The following is a 13,684-nucleotide window of genomic DNA, read 5'->3' as shown; positions in this document are numbered from 1 at the left end:
CATTCCTTTTAGTGTCCGTAGCGTAAGCGCAGGGCTTCAGGATAGGGTTCAAAATAGCGTTGCCCGGCCAGATAGTCATCCGGATATTCCGACATGTAATGCTTCAGCAAGGTGATCGGGGCCAGTAAAGGCTGCACGCCCTGACGATAGCGGTCGATAAGCTGAGTTAGCTCCTGCCGTTGATGCGCATTCAACTGGCTGCGGAAGTAGCCTTGTACATGCATCAGCACGTTGGTGTGGTTGCGACGTGTGGCCTTGTGTTGCAGCAAATCCATCAGCCGCTGGCGATATTCAATGAAATACTCCTCCAGCGATGCCCACTCCGCCATACTGGCCACAAAACGACCCAGCTCCCGGTACTGTGGCTGGGAGTGCGACAATAGCGAAAGTTTGTAACGGCTATGGAAATCCATCAGTTTTCCGCGAGTCAGACCGCTGGCGCGCAACTGATTCAGCTCGTACAGCGCAAATACCCGCTCGACAAAATTCTCCCGCAGCACCGGATCATTCAGGCGGCCATCTTCTTCCACCGGCAGCCAAGGGAAACGTTTCATTAGCGCCGCAGCATAAAGGCCCACGCCAATTTTTTTTCCATCTTTACCGTTGGCACTGTAAATCCGCACGCGCTCCATACCGCAACTTGGCGATTTGGCACAAAGAATATATCCGCATAAATGACCCAGCGGTTCGATGCGCTGTTCAGAGTAGTTTTGCATTTTCTCAGTAATGTCGATGCTTTCATCATTGCTAAAACGCATCGCCACACCTTCATCGAGCCTGACCAGGCGCAGCGCAGGCCGTGGGGTCGGCAGACCAATGGCCATCTCCGGACAAATCGCTTCGAAACGGACATAAGGGGCCAGTTGTTCGACGGCAAACGCCAGCCGCTTATGCCCGCCATCAAAACGGACATTTTCCCCCAACAGGCAGGCGCTGATCCCAACCGGAATATGTTCACTCATGGCGACTCCCTGACTCTCATATGGAAAAAAGGGTTGAAGAAGAACATTCATCAACATTCGTTATGATTCAGTATAAATTATACAAAAAAATAATGTTGTACAGGTTTGAGATTCAGGCAATAAAAAACCCCGATCGGTTAATCGGGGTTTAAGAAAGTATTTTGAAAACATTAATTCGAATTCGACAAATCCACTAAGTCACTGGCGTTTACAGCAAGGACGACGGGATTTAATAAAAATCCTGCGTAGCAACCTCTGCATGACTCAGCCAGACCGGTTTATCGCTGGTTTTTAGCCAGACGCGGTGTAAATAGCTGTAAAAACGCGCGCGGTCCTGGCGGAAAAGCATCACCGGGAGTGCCAGCAGGCCTGCGGCCAGCACCAGAGCGCGGCGGGTGATGATGCGGGTCAGCGTATACGGCGTGTAATCAGACATAGCGTTGCTCCTTTCGGGAAGTTTTAGACTGTTTAATCAAATATTCGAAGACTCAAAATTGAACAAATCTTATCCTAGTTAGTGAAAGTTTACTACTCATCTGACCACCTTTCGTGTAAAAAAACGCCAATTTTTATCTATAGCTGTAATTAAGTTACAGAATGGTTAAATAAATACTTCAACTAATCGACTGAAGCAAATACTGCCAAGGCATCAAGGGCACAGGAATTTTTTATACTTTCTTTACACCTGAGGCCCTTATCTTTTCAGGATCTTTGCCCGCGTTTTTCTATTCTCGCTACAACATAAAAAACACACCTGTGGAGGTGGACTGTGACTGTTGGCGTAATCTGCGGCGCACTGCTGGTTCTTTTGCTGCTCGGCTATCTGATTTATGCCTTGCTGAATGCGGAGGAATTTTAAATGGCAGCTTCGGCATTCTTACTCATTGCCAGCTTTATGCTGGCGCTATTGCTGCTTTCTAAGCCACTGGGCAATTTTATTGCCCAGTTAATTGAAGGTCAGCCTGCCTCGTTTTTACAAGGGTTTGAACGTGGCATATTACGCACGGCGGGCAGCACCGAAACAGAAATGAACTGGTGGCAATATGCGCTGGCCATCATGGTTTTCAACATTCTGGGGATTATCATTTTAATGGCGCTGCTGATGGCGCAAGGCTCATTACCGCTCAACCCACAGAATTTTGGCGGTTTATCATGGGATCTGGCCTTTAACACCGCCATCAGTTTCGTCACTAATACCAACTGGCAAGCCTACAGCGGTGAAAACACGCTGAGTTATTTAAGCCAAATGGTTGGTTTGACCGTCCAGAATTTCCTTTCTGCCGCGACCGGAATATCCGTGGCCTTTGCGTTGATCCGTGCTTTTGCACGTCCTTCTGCACAAACCATTGGTAATGCCTGGACTGATTTGTGGCGCATCACGGTTTATCTGTTGATCCCACTGTCGTTGCTGATCGCGCTGTTCTTCGTCAGTCAGGGTGTGCTGCAAAATTTTGAGGCCTATCAGCACGTCACCACGCTCGAAGACTTGCAGCAAACGCTGCCGATGGGGCCAGTCGCCTCGCAGGAAGCGATCAAAATGCTCGGGACTAACGGCGGCGGTTTCTTTGGCGCTAACTCGGCGCATCCGTTTGAGAACCCGACTGCGCTGACCAATATGGTGCAGATGCTGGCAATTTTCCTCATCCCTTGCGCGCTGTGCTTCGCCTTTGGCCGGGTGGTTGGCGACAACCGTCAGGGCCATGCCTTGGTGTGGGCGATGTCGCTGATTTTTGTCGTTTCAGTGGTCGTTATCATGTACGCCGAATTGCAAGGTAACCCGCATCTCACCCAGCTCGGTGCCACCAGCAATATTAATATGGAAGGCAAAGAGAGCCGTTTCGGCATCCTGGCATCCAGCATGTTTGCAGCCGTCACCACGGCAGCCTCATGCGGTGCAGTTAACGCCATGCATGATTCCTTCACCGCAATGGGTGGGATGATGCCGATGTGGCTTATCCAAATTGGTGAAGTGGTATTCGGCGGTGTGGGTTCTGGTCTATACGGCATGCTGCTGTTCGTACTGCTGACGGTGTTCATCGCCGGTCTGATGATTGGCCGCACACCGGAATATCTCGGCAAGAAGATTGATGTTTACGACATGAAGATGACCGCACTGGCGATCCTGGTGACACCAACGCTGGTGCTGCTCGGTACCGCGCTGGCACTGGTCACCGACGCCGGACGCGCAGGGATACTCAATCCTGGCGCACATGGTTTCAGCGAAGTGCTGTACGCCGTTTCTTCTGCTGCCAACAACAACGGCAGCGCCTTCGGGGGCCTGAGCGTCAATACACCGTTCTACAACGTGCTGTTGGCTGTATGTATGTTCCTCGGCCGCTTCGGGGTGATTTTACCGGTTCTGGCCATCGCAGGTTCTCTGGTCGCGAAAAAACGCCAGAAAGCCGGTAACGGTACGCTGCCAACTTCAGGCCCGCTGTTTATCGGCCTACTGGTCGGCACCATTCTATTAGTCGGTGCCCTGACCTTCGTTCCTGCCCTGGCCTTAGGCCCGGTAGCAGAACATTTGCAGGTGTGGTCCGGCCAATAATGCCGTGTATCCCGTTGAACTGATGAGTGAGAGACAAAAATGACGCGTAAACAACGTGCGCTTTTCGAACCGCGCCTGATCCGCACCGCGATGCTCGACTCGGTGAAGAAACTGGATCCCCGCGTCCAGTGGCGCAACCCGGTGATGTTCGTGGTTTATCTGGGCAGTATCCTAACCACCGTCATCTGGCTGGCTATTCTTTTTAAACAAACTGATGGCAGCGCTGGGTTCACCGGTAGCGTGTCACTGTGGCTGTGGTTCACCGTACTGTTTGCCAACTTTGCCGAAGCTCTGGCAGAGGGCCGCAGTAAGGCGCAGGCAGAAAGTTTAAAAGGGGTACAGAAAACCAGCTGGGCGAAGAAAATTTATGAACCTCGCCCGGAATCACCGGTAATTAAAGTCGCTGCTGATAGCCTGCGTAAAGGCGATATAGTGCTGATTGAAGCCGGTGATACCGTGCCCTGCGACGGTGAAGTGCTGGTCGGCGGAGCCTCCGTGGACGAAAGCGCCATCACCGGTGAGTCTGCACCGGTGATCCGTGAGTCCGGCGGTGACTTCTCCTCGGTCACCGGCGGTACCCGCGTGCTGTCTGACTGGCTGATCGTCGAATGCTCGGCTAACCCCGGCGACACTTTCCTCGACCGGATGATCGCCATGGTGGAAGGCGCAAAACGCCGCAAAACGCCAAACGAAGTTGCGCTGACCATTCTGCTGGTGGCGCTGACGCTGGTATTCGTGCTGGCCACTGCGACGCTGTATCCGTTCTCACTGTTTAGCGTTGATGCCAGCCACATCGGTGTTCCGGTGTCAGTTACCGTGCTGGTGGCGTTGCTGGTCTGCCTGATCCCAACCACCATTGGTGGTCTGCTGTCGGCTATCGGTGTGGCAGGTATGAGCCGTATGCTGGAAGCCAACGTGATCGCCACCAGTGGGCGTGCGGTAGAAGCGGCCGGTGATGTCGACGTGCTGCTGCTGGATAAAACCGGCACTATTACCTTGGGTAACCGGCAGGCATCCCAGTTCCTGCCAGCTCCGCAAGTCACGGAGCAGGAACTGGCCGATGCCGCGCAGTTATCTTCGCTGGCCGACGAAACGCCGGAAGGCCGCAGTATTGTGGTACTGGCAAAGCAGCGTTTCAATCTGCGCGAGCGCGACATTCACTCGCTAAATGCGACCTTTGTGCCCTTCTCTGCACAAACCCGCATGAGCGGCGTGAACATCGGCGATCGCAGTATTCGTAAAGGTGCCGTAGACGCCATCCGCCGTCATGTGGAAACCAACGGCGGTAACTTCCCGCAGGCTATTGAGGGGCTGGTGGAAACCGTCGCCCGCAAAGGCGGCACACCGCTGGTCGTGGCCGAAGGTGCCCGCGTGCTTGGCGTGGTCGAGCTGAAGGATATCGTTAAAGGCGGTATTAAAGAGCGCTTCGCCGAACTGCGTAAGATGGGCATCAAAACGGTGATGATCACCGGGGATAACCGTCTCACCGCCGCAGCGATTGCTGCCGAAGCGGGCGTGGATGATTTTCTGGCCGAAGCGACACCGGAAGCCAAACTGGCTCTGATTCGCCAATATCAGTCAGAAGGCCGTCTGGTGGCGATGACCGGCGACGGCACCAACGACGCCCCGGCATTGGCGCAGGCGGATGTGGCAGTAGCCATGAACTCCGGGACTCAGGCGGCAAAGGAAGCCGGTAACATGGTCGATTTAGACTCCAACCCGACCAAGCTGATCGAAGTGGTGCACATTGGTAAACAGATGCTGATGACCCGCGGCTCACTGACCACCTTCAGTATCGCCAACGACGTCGCCAAGTATTTCGCCATCATTCCGGCGGCCTTCGCAGCGACCTATCCGCAGCTGAATTCACTGAACGTGATGCACCTGCATTCACCGTCATCCGCCATTTTATCAGCGGTTATTTTCAACGCCTTAGTGATTGTGTTCCTGATCCCGCTGGCGCTTCGCGGTGTCAGCTATAAAGCCATGAGTGCCGCATCCCTGTTGCGCCGTAACCTGTGGATTTATGGCGTGGGTGGGTTGCTGGTGCCATTTGTGGGCATCAAGCTGATTGACGTGATCCTGACTGTTTTACATCTGAGCTAAGCTTTCTTTGAGGACAATGCACATGTCTGTTACGACAATGAAAAGTACCCGTCACAGTTATATACGTCCGGCTATCGTGATGACGATGTTACTGACGCTGGCAACCGGGGTCATTTACCCGCTCCTCACCACCGGTATTTCAACGGCCCTGTTCCACCAGCAGGCGCAGGGGTCACTGATTCTGGAGGGTGATAAGCTAATAGGTTCTGAACTGATTGGTCAGAATTTTACCCATAGCAACTACTTCTGGGGACGCCCGTCGGCGACATCCGATACGCCTTATAATGCGATGGCATCCGGCGGCAGCAATCTGGCAGTGAGCAATCCGGTGCTGGACAAAGCCGTGGCAGATCGTGTGACGGCATTGCGACTGGCAAATCCGCAAAGTTCACCACAGGTTCCGGTTGATTTGGTGACAGCATCCGCCAGTGGTTTAGATCCGCAAATCTCTGTAGAAGCGGCACAGTGGCAGGCCCGGCGCGTCGCCAGCGCCCGTGGTTTAACTGTGGCGCAAGTGACTAAACTGATTGATGATAATACCGCCTCGCCGTTGGTGAATTTTCTCGGCCCAACCGTGGTGAACGTAGTTCAATTAAATCATGCATTGGATCAGGTAAAACCAGCGCAGTAGCCAGCCGAATCTATTCAGGGCGCAACATGTTGTACCTTTCAGGGAAGTCACCGGAAGGCGCAACATGCTGCGCCCGTTCGGCTTTCAATTAAACAAGGATCATCATGGTTGAAGAATCAAACAGACCCGACCCGGACACGCTTCTGGCACTTGCCAATGAGAAACCTCGCGGGCAGTTGAAGGTCTTTTTCGGTGCCTGTGCCGGCGTCGGGAAAACTTACGCCATGTTACAGGAGGCCCAACGTCTGCGTGCCACGGGTCTGGACGTGCTGATCGGCGTGGTAGAAACGCATGGCCGTAAAGAGACGGAAGCGATGCTGCCGGGCCTGAGCCTGTTACCGCCAAAACGCATTCAGCACCGCGGGCGTCAGGTGCAGGAGTTTGATCTTGATGCCGCCCTGGCCCGTCATCCGGCACTGATTCTGATGGACGAACTGGCGCACAGTAACGCCGCTGGCTCACGTCATCCCAAACGCTGGCAAGATATTGAAGAGTTACTCGACGCAGGCATTGACGTGTTCACGACCGTCAACGTTCAGCATCTGGAAAGCCTGAATGATGTGGTCAGCGGCGTCACCGGTATTCTTATTCGCGAAACCGTGCCCGACCGCCTGTTTGACGACGCCACCGAAGTGGTACTGGTTGACCTGCCGCCCGATTCGCTGCGTCAGCGCCTGAAAGAAGGCAAAGTCTATATCCCCGGCCAGGCCGAACGCGCCATCGAGCATTTTTTTCGTAAAGGCAACCTGATTGCCCTGCGCGAACTGGCGCTGCGCCGTACCGCCGACCGGGTTGATGACCAGATGCGCGAATACCGTGACGACCGGGGTGTTCACCGTGTGTGGCATACCCGCGATGCGCTGCTGTTGTGCATCGGGCACGGCGGCGGCAATGAAAAACTGGTGCGAGTGGCCTCGCGTCTGGCCGCCAAACTGGGCTGCGTCTGGCATGCGGTTTATGTTGAAACACCGCGTCTGCACCGCCTGCCGGAAGGCCAGCGCCGTGGCATTTTACGCTCGCTGAAGCTGGCTCAGGAGCTGGGCGCAGAAACCGCCACCCTCTCCGACCCGCAAGAGGAGCAGGCGATTTTACGCTATGCCCGTGAACACCGGCTGGGCAAAATCATCATGGGCCGCCGTAAAGAGCAACGCTGGCGAATAGGCGGAAGTTTCGCTGACCGTCTGGCCCACATCGGCCCGGATTTGGATCTGATCATTGTCGGGCTGGAAGATGCCCCGCCGGTCCAAACGCGCAAAGAGCATGATGTTCGTACTTTCGCCGAAAGATTCAGCCGCCAGCTACAAGGCTGCGCGGTTGCGGTGGCATTGTGTGCAGTGATCACCATGTTTTCCCAATGGCTGGTGCCGACCTTCGATCAGGCCAATCTGGTGATGGTCTATCTGCTCGGCGTCGTGGTCGTGGCACTGTTTTATGGTCGCTGGCCGTCAGCACTGGCGGCGGTGATCAACGTTGTCAGCTTTGACCTGTTCTTTGTGCAGCCACGCGGCTCACTGGCAGTTACCGACGCGCAATATCTGGTGACCTTCGCGGTCATGCTGATTGTCGGTATTCTGATTGGTAATCTGACTGCCGGAGTCCGCTATCAGGCCCGCATCGCCCGCCACCGCGAAAAACGGGCACAACACCTTTATGAGATGTCAAAGGGGCTGAGTCAGGCACTGACACCGGAGGCCGTCGCGCAGACCAGCCGCCACTTCATCTCCTCCAGTTTGAACGCTAAAACAGCCGTGCTATTGCCGCAGGAGAATGGCAATTTGCAGCCGGCGGCTTTCGCGGAAGGCACCAGCATTGTGGTGGATGATGCTATAGCACGTTGGAGTTTCGATAAACAAATGCCCGCCGGGGCAGGCACCGATACCTTGCCCGGCGTGCCTTACCAACTTCTGCCGCTGGTGGCATCCGGTCAATCGCTCGGGCTACTGGCGGTTGAGCCAAGTAACGTACGCCAACTGATGGTGCCAGAACAGCAGCGGCTGTTACAGACCTTCACCGTGCTGATTGCCAACGCCCTGGAACGCCTGCATCTGTCGGCCAGCGCTGAATCCGCACGGCTGGACGCAGAGCGAGAGCAACTGCGTAACTCACTGCTCTCCGCCCTCTCCCATGATTTACGTACGCCGCTGACTGTGCTGTTTGGTCAGGCTGAAATTCTGACCCTGGACCTGGCAGCAGAGGGGTCAAAACACGGCCCGCAAGCTAACCAGATCCGCCAGCAGGTATTGAGCACCACCCGTCTGGTGAATAATTTACTGGATATGGCACGGATTCAGTCCGGTGGTTTTAATCTGCGAAAAGAGTGGCAGTCGGTCGAGGAGATTGTCGGCAGCGCCTTGCGAATGCTGGAAACCGTACTCAGTTCCCATGAAATCAAGATCGCGTTGCCGGAGGAGTTATTGCTGGTCAACTGCGATGGCAGCCTGCTCGAACGGGTGTTCATCAACCTGCTGGAGAATGCTCATAAATATGCGGGCGCAGGGGCAGTCATCGGTATCCGCGCGACGCCGTTGGATGACTGGCTGGAGATGGAAGTATGGGATAACGGACCGGGGATCGCGCCGGGCGGTGAGCGTGCCATCTTTGACAAGTTCTCGCGCGGCAATAAAGAGTCCGCAATACCAGGAGTGGGCTTGGGGTTAGCGATTTGTCGTGCCATTATTGATGTACACCACGGGCGGATTTGGGCCGAAAATGGCCCGAACGGCGGTGCGCGTTTCCGCTTCCGACTGCCGCTCGAAAGTCTGCCTGAAATGGAAACTGACATGAAAGAGGATCTGTGACTGCTTCCCCCATTAATATTTTGATTGTTGAAGATGAAAAAGAGATCCGGCGCTTTGTTCGCACAGCGCTGGAAGGTGAAGGTTTACGCGTATTTGAGAGCGACACATTGCAACGGGGGCTGATTGAAGCCGGCACCCGCAAACCGGATCTTATTATTCTCGATCTTGGTTTGCCAGACGGTGATGGCCTGACGTACATTCGCGATTTGCGCCACTGGAGCGCCATCCCGGTGATCGTGCTGTCGGCACGCACCAGCGAAGAGGACAAGATTGCCGCACTGGATGCCGGTGCCGATGACTTCCTGACCAAGCCGTTTGGCGTCGGTGAGTTACTGGCCAGGGTCCGCGTAGCACTTCGACGTCATGCCGGTGGTAGTCAGGAGAGCCCACTGGTGACTTTTTCAGATGTCACGGTGGATCTGATCAACCGCCGCGTTCAGCGACACGGGGAAGATTGTCATCTGACACCGATTGAATTTCGTCTGTTGGCTGAACTGCTGGCTAACAGCGGTAAAGTGATCACTCAGCGTCAGTTATTGAGCCACGTCTGGGGCCCGAACTACGTCGAACACAACCACTATCTGCGTATTTATATGGGCCATTTGCGGCAGAAGTTGGAGGCCGACGCCACCCGTCCTCGCCATCTGCTGACAGAAACAGGCGTCGGCTACCGCTTTCTGCCTTAAGACTCCATCGGGTTGTCGGCTAATTTTGCATCCTCAGGCTGAACAGGGGACTTTCACCCCCGAACTGCTGAGCATGCCCGGCACACCATAAAAAAAGCGCTGAATAATCAGCGCTTTGTTGGAATAAAAACGGGGAAGGAAATCGGGCTTATTTGGCGTCGGCAAGCACTTTGCTGACGATATCCACGGCTTCTTTCTCAATCTTTTCCCGGTGTTCAGCACCAAGGAAGCTTTCACAGTAAATCTTGTAAGCTTCTTCTGTACCTGACGGGCGCGCGGCAAACCAGCCATTTTTGGTCATCACTTTCAGACCACCAATGGAAGCACCATTGCCTGGCGCATTGGTCAGGCGCGCGGTGATCGGGTCACCCGCCAGGGTGTCAGCGGTTACCTGTTCAGGAGAAAGTTTAGACAAAGCCGCTTTCTGCGCATGCGTGGCAGGCGCCTGAATACGATTGTAGCTTGGCGCACCGAAACGGGCCGCCAGCTCATCGTAATGTTCCTGCGGATTTTTACCGGTTACAGCCGTGATCTCAGCCGCCAGCAAGCACATGATGATGCCATCTTTGTCAGTCGACCAAGGCGTACCATCAAAGCGCAGGAAGGAAGCACCCGCACTTTCTTCACCACCAAAACCGAAGCTGCCGTCAAACAGGCCATCGACGAACCATTTGAAACCGACTGGAACTTCGACCAGTTTACGGCCTAAATCTTCAACCACGCGGTCGATCATCGCGCTGGAGACCAGCGTTTTACCCACGGCCACGTCTTTGCCCCACTGCGGACGATGCTGGAAGAGATACTGGATAGCAACGGCCAGATAGTGGTTCGGGTTCATCAGCCCTTTCGGCGTGACGATACCGTGGCGGTCATAGTCCGGGTCATTGGCAAAGGCCAGCTCGAACTTGTCACGCAGCGCCAGCAGACCCGCCATGGCGAATTCAGACGAGCAGTCCATACGGATAATGCCGTCGTGGTCGAGATGCATGAAGCGGAAAGTTTGATCTACCGAGTCATTCACCAGCGTTAAGTCCAGCTCATAATGCGCAGCAATGCGTTTCCAGTATTCGATACCGGAACCACCGAGCGGATCAACACCCAGCTTCAGGCCGGCTTTCTGAATCGCTTTCATGTCAACGATGTCGCCCAAGCCTTCAATGTAAGGCTGAACTAAATCAATCGCAGTCAGGTGTCCGCTTTTCCAGGCAGCATCCAACGTCTGGCGCTGTACGCCGTCGAGTTTGGCGGCCAGCAGCGCGTTGGCGCGTTTTTCAATCACCGAGGTCAGATCGGTATCAGCCGGTCCGCCGTTAGTAGGATTGTATTTGATGCCGCCGTCTTCCGGCGGGTTGTGTGACGGCGTGATAACAATGCCGTCAGCCAGTGCGCCGCCGTTACGATTGTGTGTAAGGATCGCATGCGATACCGCAGGCGTCGGCGTGAAACCGTTGTCTTCCTGAACAATAACGTCAACGCCATTCGCGGTCAGCACTTCCAGTACGGAAATGAAGGCAGGTTCTGACAGCGCATGGGTATCTTTGCCCACGTAGCAAGGGCCGGTAGTGCCATGCTCTTTACGCACTTCGGCGATCGCCTGAGCGATGGCCAGAATGTGATTTTCGTTAAAGCTGTGGCGTTCTGCGCTGCCACGGTGACCGGAAGTACCGAATTTCACCGCATGCGCGGTATTCGCTGGGTCCGGTTGCAGGACGAAATATTGTGACGTCAACTGCGCCACGTTTATCAAATCGCTTTGCTGAGCAGGTTGCCCTGCACGGGGGTGATTAGCCACGGACGCTTCTCCCTTATGCTGAAATTAGAGGGTGCCGCACACTTTTTCTGTCAGCTCCACCGGGAGCTGCATCAATTGCATGATGTGTTCGATCATGCTGCGTTTGCGACCGGTGTTGGTATTTGTGATCACCCAATACGGCGTTCCGGGAACATGTTTGGGTTTGGTATGAATGCCGTTTTGCAGCAGGGTTTGCTGGTCACCGGCAAAATAGGTGCGTGTACGGCCGCGAAGGGAATCTGTCGCGACAGCAAATTCTTTAGGATTCAGGCAATACAGCGTAGACAGAATCAGCATGAAACGGTTTACCGCTTTGGTCTGCTCTGCGTACTCATCAGAAAGCAGAAGTTCCCGCACGGCGCGGATTTTTTCACGCGCAGTGTTGGCAGCGACGGCAGGGGCTTTCTCCTGGGCGGCGGCAACCGAAACTGCTGAGCCCGCAACGGCAGGCGTGGACTTCACTTCCTGACCGGCAGAAAACTTCAGCATACGGCGCAAAATATCCGACGCTGTTTCACCGATATGCTGCGTATGGCTGGCAATATAACGGTAGAGTTCTTCGTCAACCTCAATAGTTTTCATCTTTTTCCAGTACTGTTTTTCTACTAAATTCATTTGAAAGGATTATACAAATTTATCTGCGCCCGCAACAGATGAATAGTGACACGGCACAAAAAGCAGATTTATACCCGCTTTCCTCTCGCGCCTTCATCCGTTGGCCTCGCACTGTCATATCCCACTCAGTTTTCTGGCAGAAAACTTTCCGTTTTAAACCTTTCTGGTTTTAAACATGTCCAGCCACTCATGATAACCTAATGAGATTGTTTATCTGCATGAACTTCGCCATGAAATTACATTACCGTCTGCAAGAATCTGCCACACCAGAAACAGAAACCTTACCGGTTTTGCTGATCCACGGTTTGTTCGGCACGTTGGATAACCTCGGCGTGCTGGCCCGAGACCTGAAACAACAGCATAGCCTGTTGCAGGTTGATATGCGTAATCACGGTCAATCTGGACGTTCCGATGAGATGTCTTACGCCGCCATGGCGCAGGATTTACTGGAAACAATGGATGATGCGCATTTCCAGAAAGCCATTGTTATCGGGCATTCCATGGGCGGTAAAGCCGCAATGGCGATGACCGCGTTGGCCCCGGAACGGGTGGCTAAACTGGTGGTGATTGACGTCGCACCGGTGGATTACCAGACGCGTCGCCACGACGAGATATTTGCCGCTATCAACGCCGTCACCCATGCTGGTGTGAGCGATCGCAGCGCCGCCGCAGTATGTATGCGTGAGTATATAAAGGAAGAAGGCGTTATTCAGTTCCTGCTGAAGTCATTCCAACAGGGAGAGTGGCGTTTTAATGTGCCGGTGCTGATGAAGGAATATGAGAAAATCACCGGCTGGGAGAATATTCCTGCATGGCCACATCCGGCGCTGTTTATCCGCGGAGGGCTTTCGTCTTATGTGCAGGATAAATATCGTGACGCCATTGCAAGTCAGTTTCCACAGGCGCGGGCACATGTGGTAGCCGGAACCGGTCATTGGGTACATGCCGAAAAACCGGAAGCCGTACTGCGTGCTGTACACCGTTTCATCGATGAAGCCTGAGGTGTAATAACCTGGGGATAAATTGTGCAAAAAGCCTGCATAACTTAACCACTTGGCCATAATTCAGGGCTTTTAAGCGTTGTGAACCCCAGTGTGGCTGGGGTATGATTGCGCGCTGAAATTTTGCCTCCTCACGCTCTGTTGTATGGAGCTGTGCGGGGGAATAGAGTTAGGGTTATTTTAGCCCGAAATATATAAGGCAATCGTCTGAAACGGCGTGCCGTTTTCCGATGTAACTTCCCTGGTTGTACCGCTACCTATGGCAAAAGAACAACTGGATCGCACGACGATTGATCTGTTCGCAGATGACCGCCGTCCGGGACGTCCAAAAACAAATCCGCTATCCCGTGATGAACAGCTCAGGATCAACAAGCGCAACCAGTTACGTCGAGATAAAGCGAGTGGGCTGCGTCGCGTAGAGCTGAAAATGAATGCCAATGCTGTTGATACTCTTAATAAGCTGGCAGAAGAACGCAATATCAGTCGTAGCGAATTGATTGAAGAAATGCTGCTGGTGCATCTTAACGGTCATGAAGGCTGATTGA

12 protein-coding genes are annotated in these 13,684 nt (G+C 54.0%); 8 read left to right on the top strand and 4 right to left on the bottom strand.

The window, feature by feature from the left end; genetic code table 11:
• Positions 1-8: 8 nt before the first annotated feature.
• Positions 9-962 (bottom strand): YbgA family protein, encoded by a 954-nt coding sequence (locus ACMV8I_RS00480; protein WP_498863282.1) that lies wholly within the window; start codon positions 960-962, stop codon positions 9-11.
• Positions 963-1,191: 229 nt separating this feature from the next.
• Positions 1,192-1,398 (bottom strand): DUF2517 family protein, encoded by a 207-nt coding sequence (locus ACMV8I_RS00475; RefSeq protein WP_188469591.1) that lies wholly within the window; start codon positions 1,396-1,398, stop codon positions 1,192-1,194.
• Positions 1,399-1,731: 333 nt separating this feature from the next.
• Here ACMV8I_RS00475 and ACMV8I_RS00470 point away from each other — a divergent pair, with 333 nt between their 5' ends.
• The 6 genes from ACMV8I_RS00470 (at position 1,732) to kdpE (ending at position 9,731) form a co-directional block, all read left to right on the top strand.
• On the top strand, positions 1,732-1,821 hold the full coding sequence (locus tag ACMV8I_RS00470) for a K(+)-transporting ATPase subunit F (RefSeq protein WP_482018168.1): 90 nt from the start codon (positions 1,732-1,734) through the stop codon (positions 1,819-1,821).
• On the top strand, positions 1,822-3,510 hold the full coding sequence (gene kdpA / locus ACMV8I_RS00465) for a potassium-transporting ATPase subunit KdpA (RefSeq protein ID WP_498863281.1): 1,689 nt from the start codon (positions 1,822-1,824) through the stop codon (positions 3,508-3,510).
• A 39-nt stretch (positions 3,511-3,549) separates the two neighbouring features.
• Positions 3,550-5,616, top strand: a complete 2,067-nt coding sequence (gene kdpB / locus ACMV8I_RS00460) for a potassium-transporting ATPase subunit KdpB (RefSeq protein ID WP_498863280.1) — start codon at positions 3,550-3,552, stop codon at positions 5,614-5,616.
• Between the two features lie 37 nt (positions 5,617-5,653).
• Entirely contained in the window at positions 5,654-6,247 is a 594-nt protein-coding gene (kdpC, locus tag ACMV8I_RS00455; protein WP_498864678.1) for a potassium-transporting ATPase subunit KdpC, read from the top strand.
• A 104-nt stretch (positions 6,248-6,351) separates the two neighbouring features.
• Positions 6,352-9,045: a two-component system sensor histidine kinase KdpD gene (kdpD, locus tag ACMV8I_RS00450; RefSeq protein WP_498863279.1), complete on the top strand. Its 2,694-nt coding sequence runs from the start codon at positions 6,352-6,354 to the stop codon at positions 9,043-9,045.
• The gene (kdpE, locus tag ACMV8I_RS00445) at positions 9,042-9,731 is read left to right on the top strand and encodes a two-component system response regulator KdpE (RefSeq protein WP_498863278.1); all 690 of its coding nucleotides are present in this window, start codon (positions 9,042-9,044) and stop codon (positions 9,729-9,731) included. Before kdpD ends, kdpE begins: the two co-directional genes overlap by 4 nt.
• 148 nt (positions 9,732-9,879) lie before the next feature.
• Here the strand turns inward: kdpE and pgm are convergent, their stop codons facing one another.
• Together pgm and seqA are read right to left on the bottom strand one after the other, a co-directional pair.
• Positions 9,880-11,523 carry a phosphoglucomutase (alpha-D-glucose-1,6-bisphosphate-dependent) gene (gene pgm, locus ACMV8I_RS00440; protein ID WP_498863277.1) on the bottom strand — a complete coding sequence of 548 codons (1,644 nt, stop codon included), beginning with the start codon at positions 11,521-11,523 and terminating at the stop codon, positions 9,880-9,882.
• A 24-nt stretch (positions 11,524-11,547) separates the two neighbouring features.
• Positions 11,548-12,105, bottom strand: a complete 558-nt coding sequence (gene seqA / locus ACMV8I_RS00435; protein ID WP_498863276.1) for a replication initiation negative regulator SeqA — start codon at positions 12,103-12,105, stop codon at positions 11,548-11,550.
• A gap of 251 nt (positions 12,106-12,356) precedes the next feature.
• On the opposite strand from seqA, the gene ybfF reads away from it, so the two are divergent.
• Positions 12,357-13,139 carry an esterase gene (gene ybfF, locus ACMV8I_RS00430; protein WP_498864677.1) on the top strand — a complete coding sequence of 261 codons (783 nt, stop codon included), beginning with the start codon at positions 12,357-12,359 and terminating at the stop codon, positions 13,137-13,139.
• 259 nt (positions 13,140-13,398) lie between these two features.
• Positions 13,399-13,680: a LexA regulated protein gene (ybfE, locus tag ACMV8I_RS00425; protein ID WP_498863275.1), complete on the top strand. Its 282-nt coding sequence runs from the start codon at positions 13,399-13,401 to the stop codon at positions 13,678-13,680.
• Positions 13,681-13,684: the final 4 nt, after the last annotated feature.

The sequence above is a fragment of the Ewingella sp. S1.OA.A_B6 genome, assembly GCF_049889095.1.
GTDB lineage: Bacteria > Pseudomonadota > Gammaproteobacteria > Enterobacterales > Enterobacteriaceae > Ewingella.
Note: the sequence above shows the minus strand (reverse complement) of the source record. Positions and strands in the feature narration are given on the sequence as shown.

Coding starts and splice junctions, on each gene's coding strand:
- ACMV8I_RS00475 (WP_188469591.1), bottom strand. CDS start 1,398: ATGTCTGATTACACGCCGTATACGCTGACCCGCATCATCACCCGCCGC.
- ACMV8I_RS00480 (WP_498863282.1), bottom strand. CDS start 962: ATGAGTGAACATATTCCGGTTGGGATCAGCGCCTGCCTGTTGGGGGAA.
- ybfF (WP_498864677.1), top strand. CDS start 12,357: ATGAACTTCGCCATGAAATTACATTACCGTCTGCAAGAATCTGCCACA.
- seqA (WP_498863276.1), bottom strand. CDS start 12,105: ATGAAAACTATTGAGGTTGACGAAGAACTCTACCGTTATATTGCCAGC.
- kdpD (WP_498863279.1), top strand. CDS start 6,352: ATGGTTGAAGAATCAAACAGACCCGACCCGGACACGCTTCTGGCACTT.
- kdpC (WP_498864678.1), top strand. CDS start 5,654: ATGAAAAGTACCCGTCACAGTTATATACGTCCGGCTATCGTGATGACG.
- kdpA (WP_498863281.1), top strand. CDS start 1,822: ATGGCAGCTTCGGCATTCTTACTCATTGCCAGCTTTATGCTGGCGCTA.
- kdpB (WP_498863280.1), top strand. CDS start 3,550: ATGACGCGTAAACAACGTGCGCTTTTCGAACCGCGCCTGATCCGCACC.
- ybfE (WP_498863275.1), top strand. CDS start 13,399: ATGGCAAAAGAACAACTGGATCGCACGACGATTGATCTGTTCGCAGAT.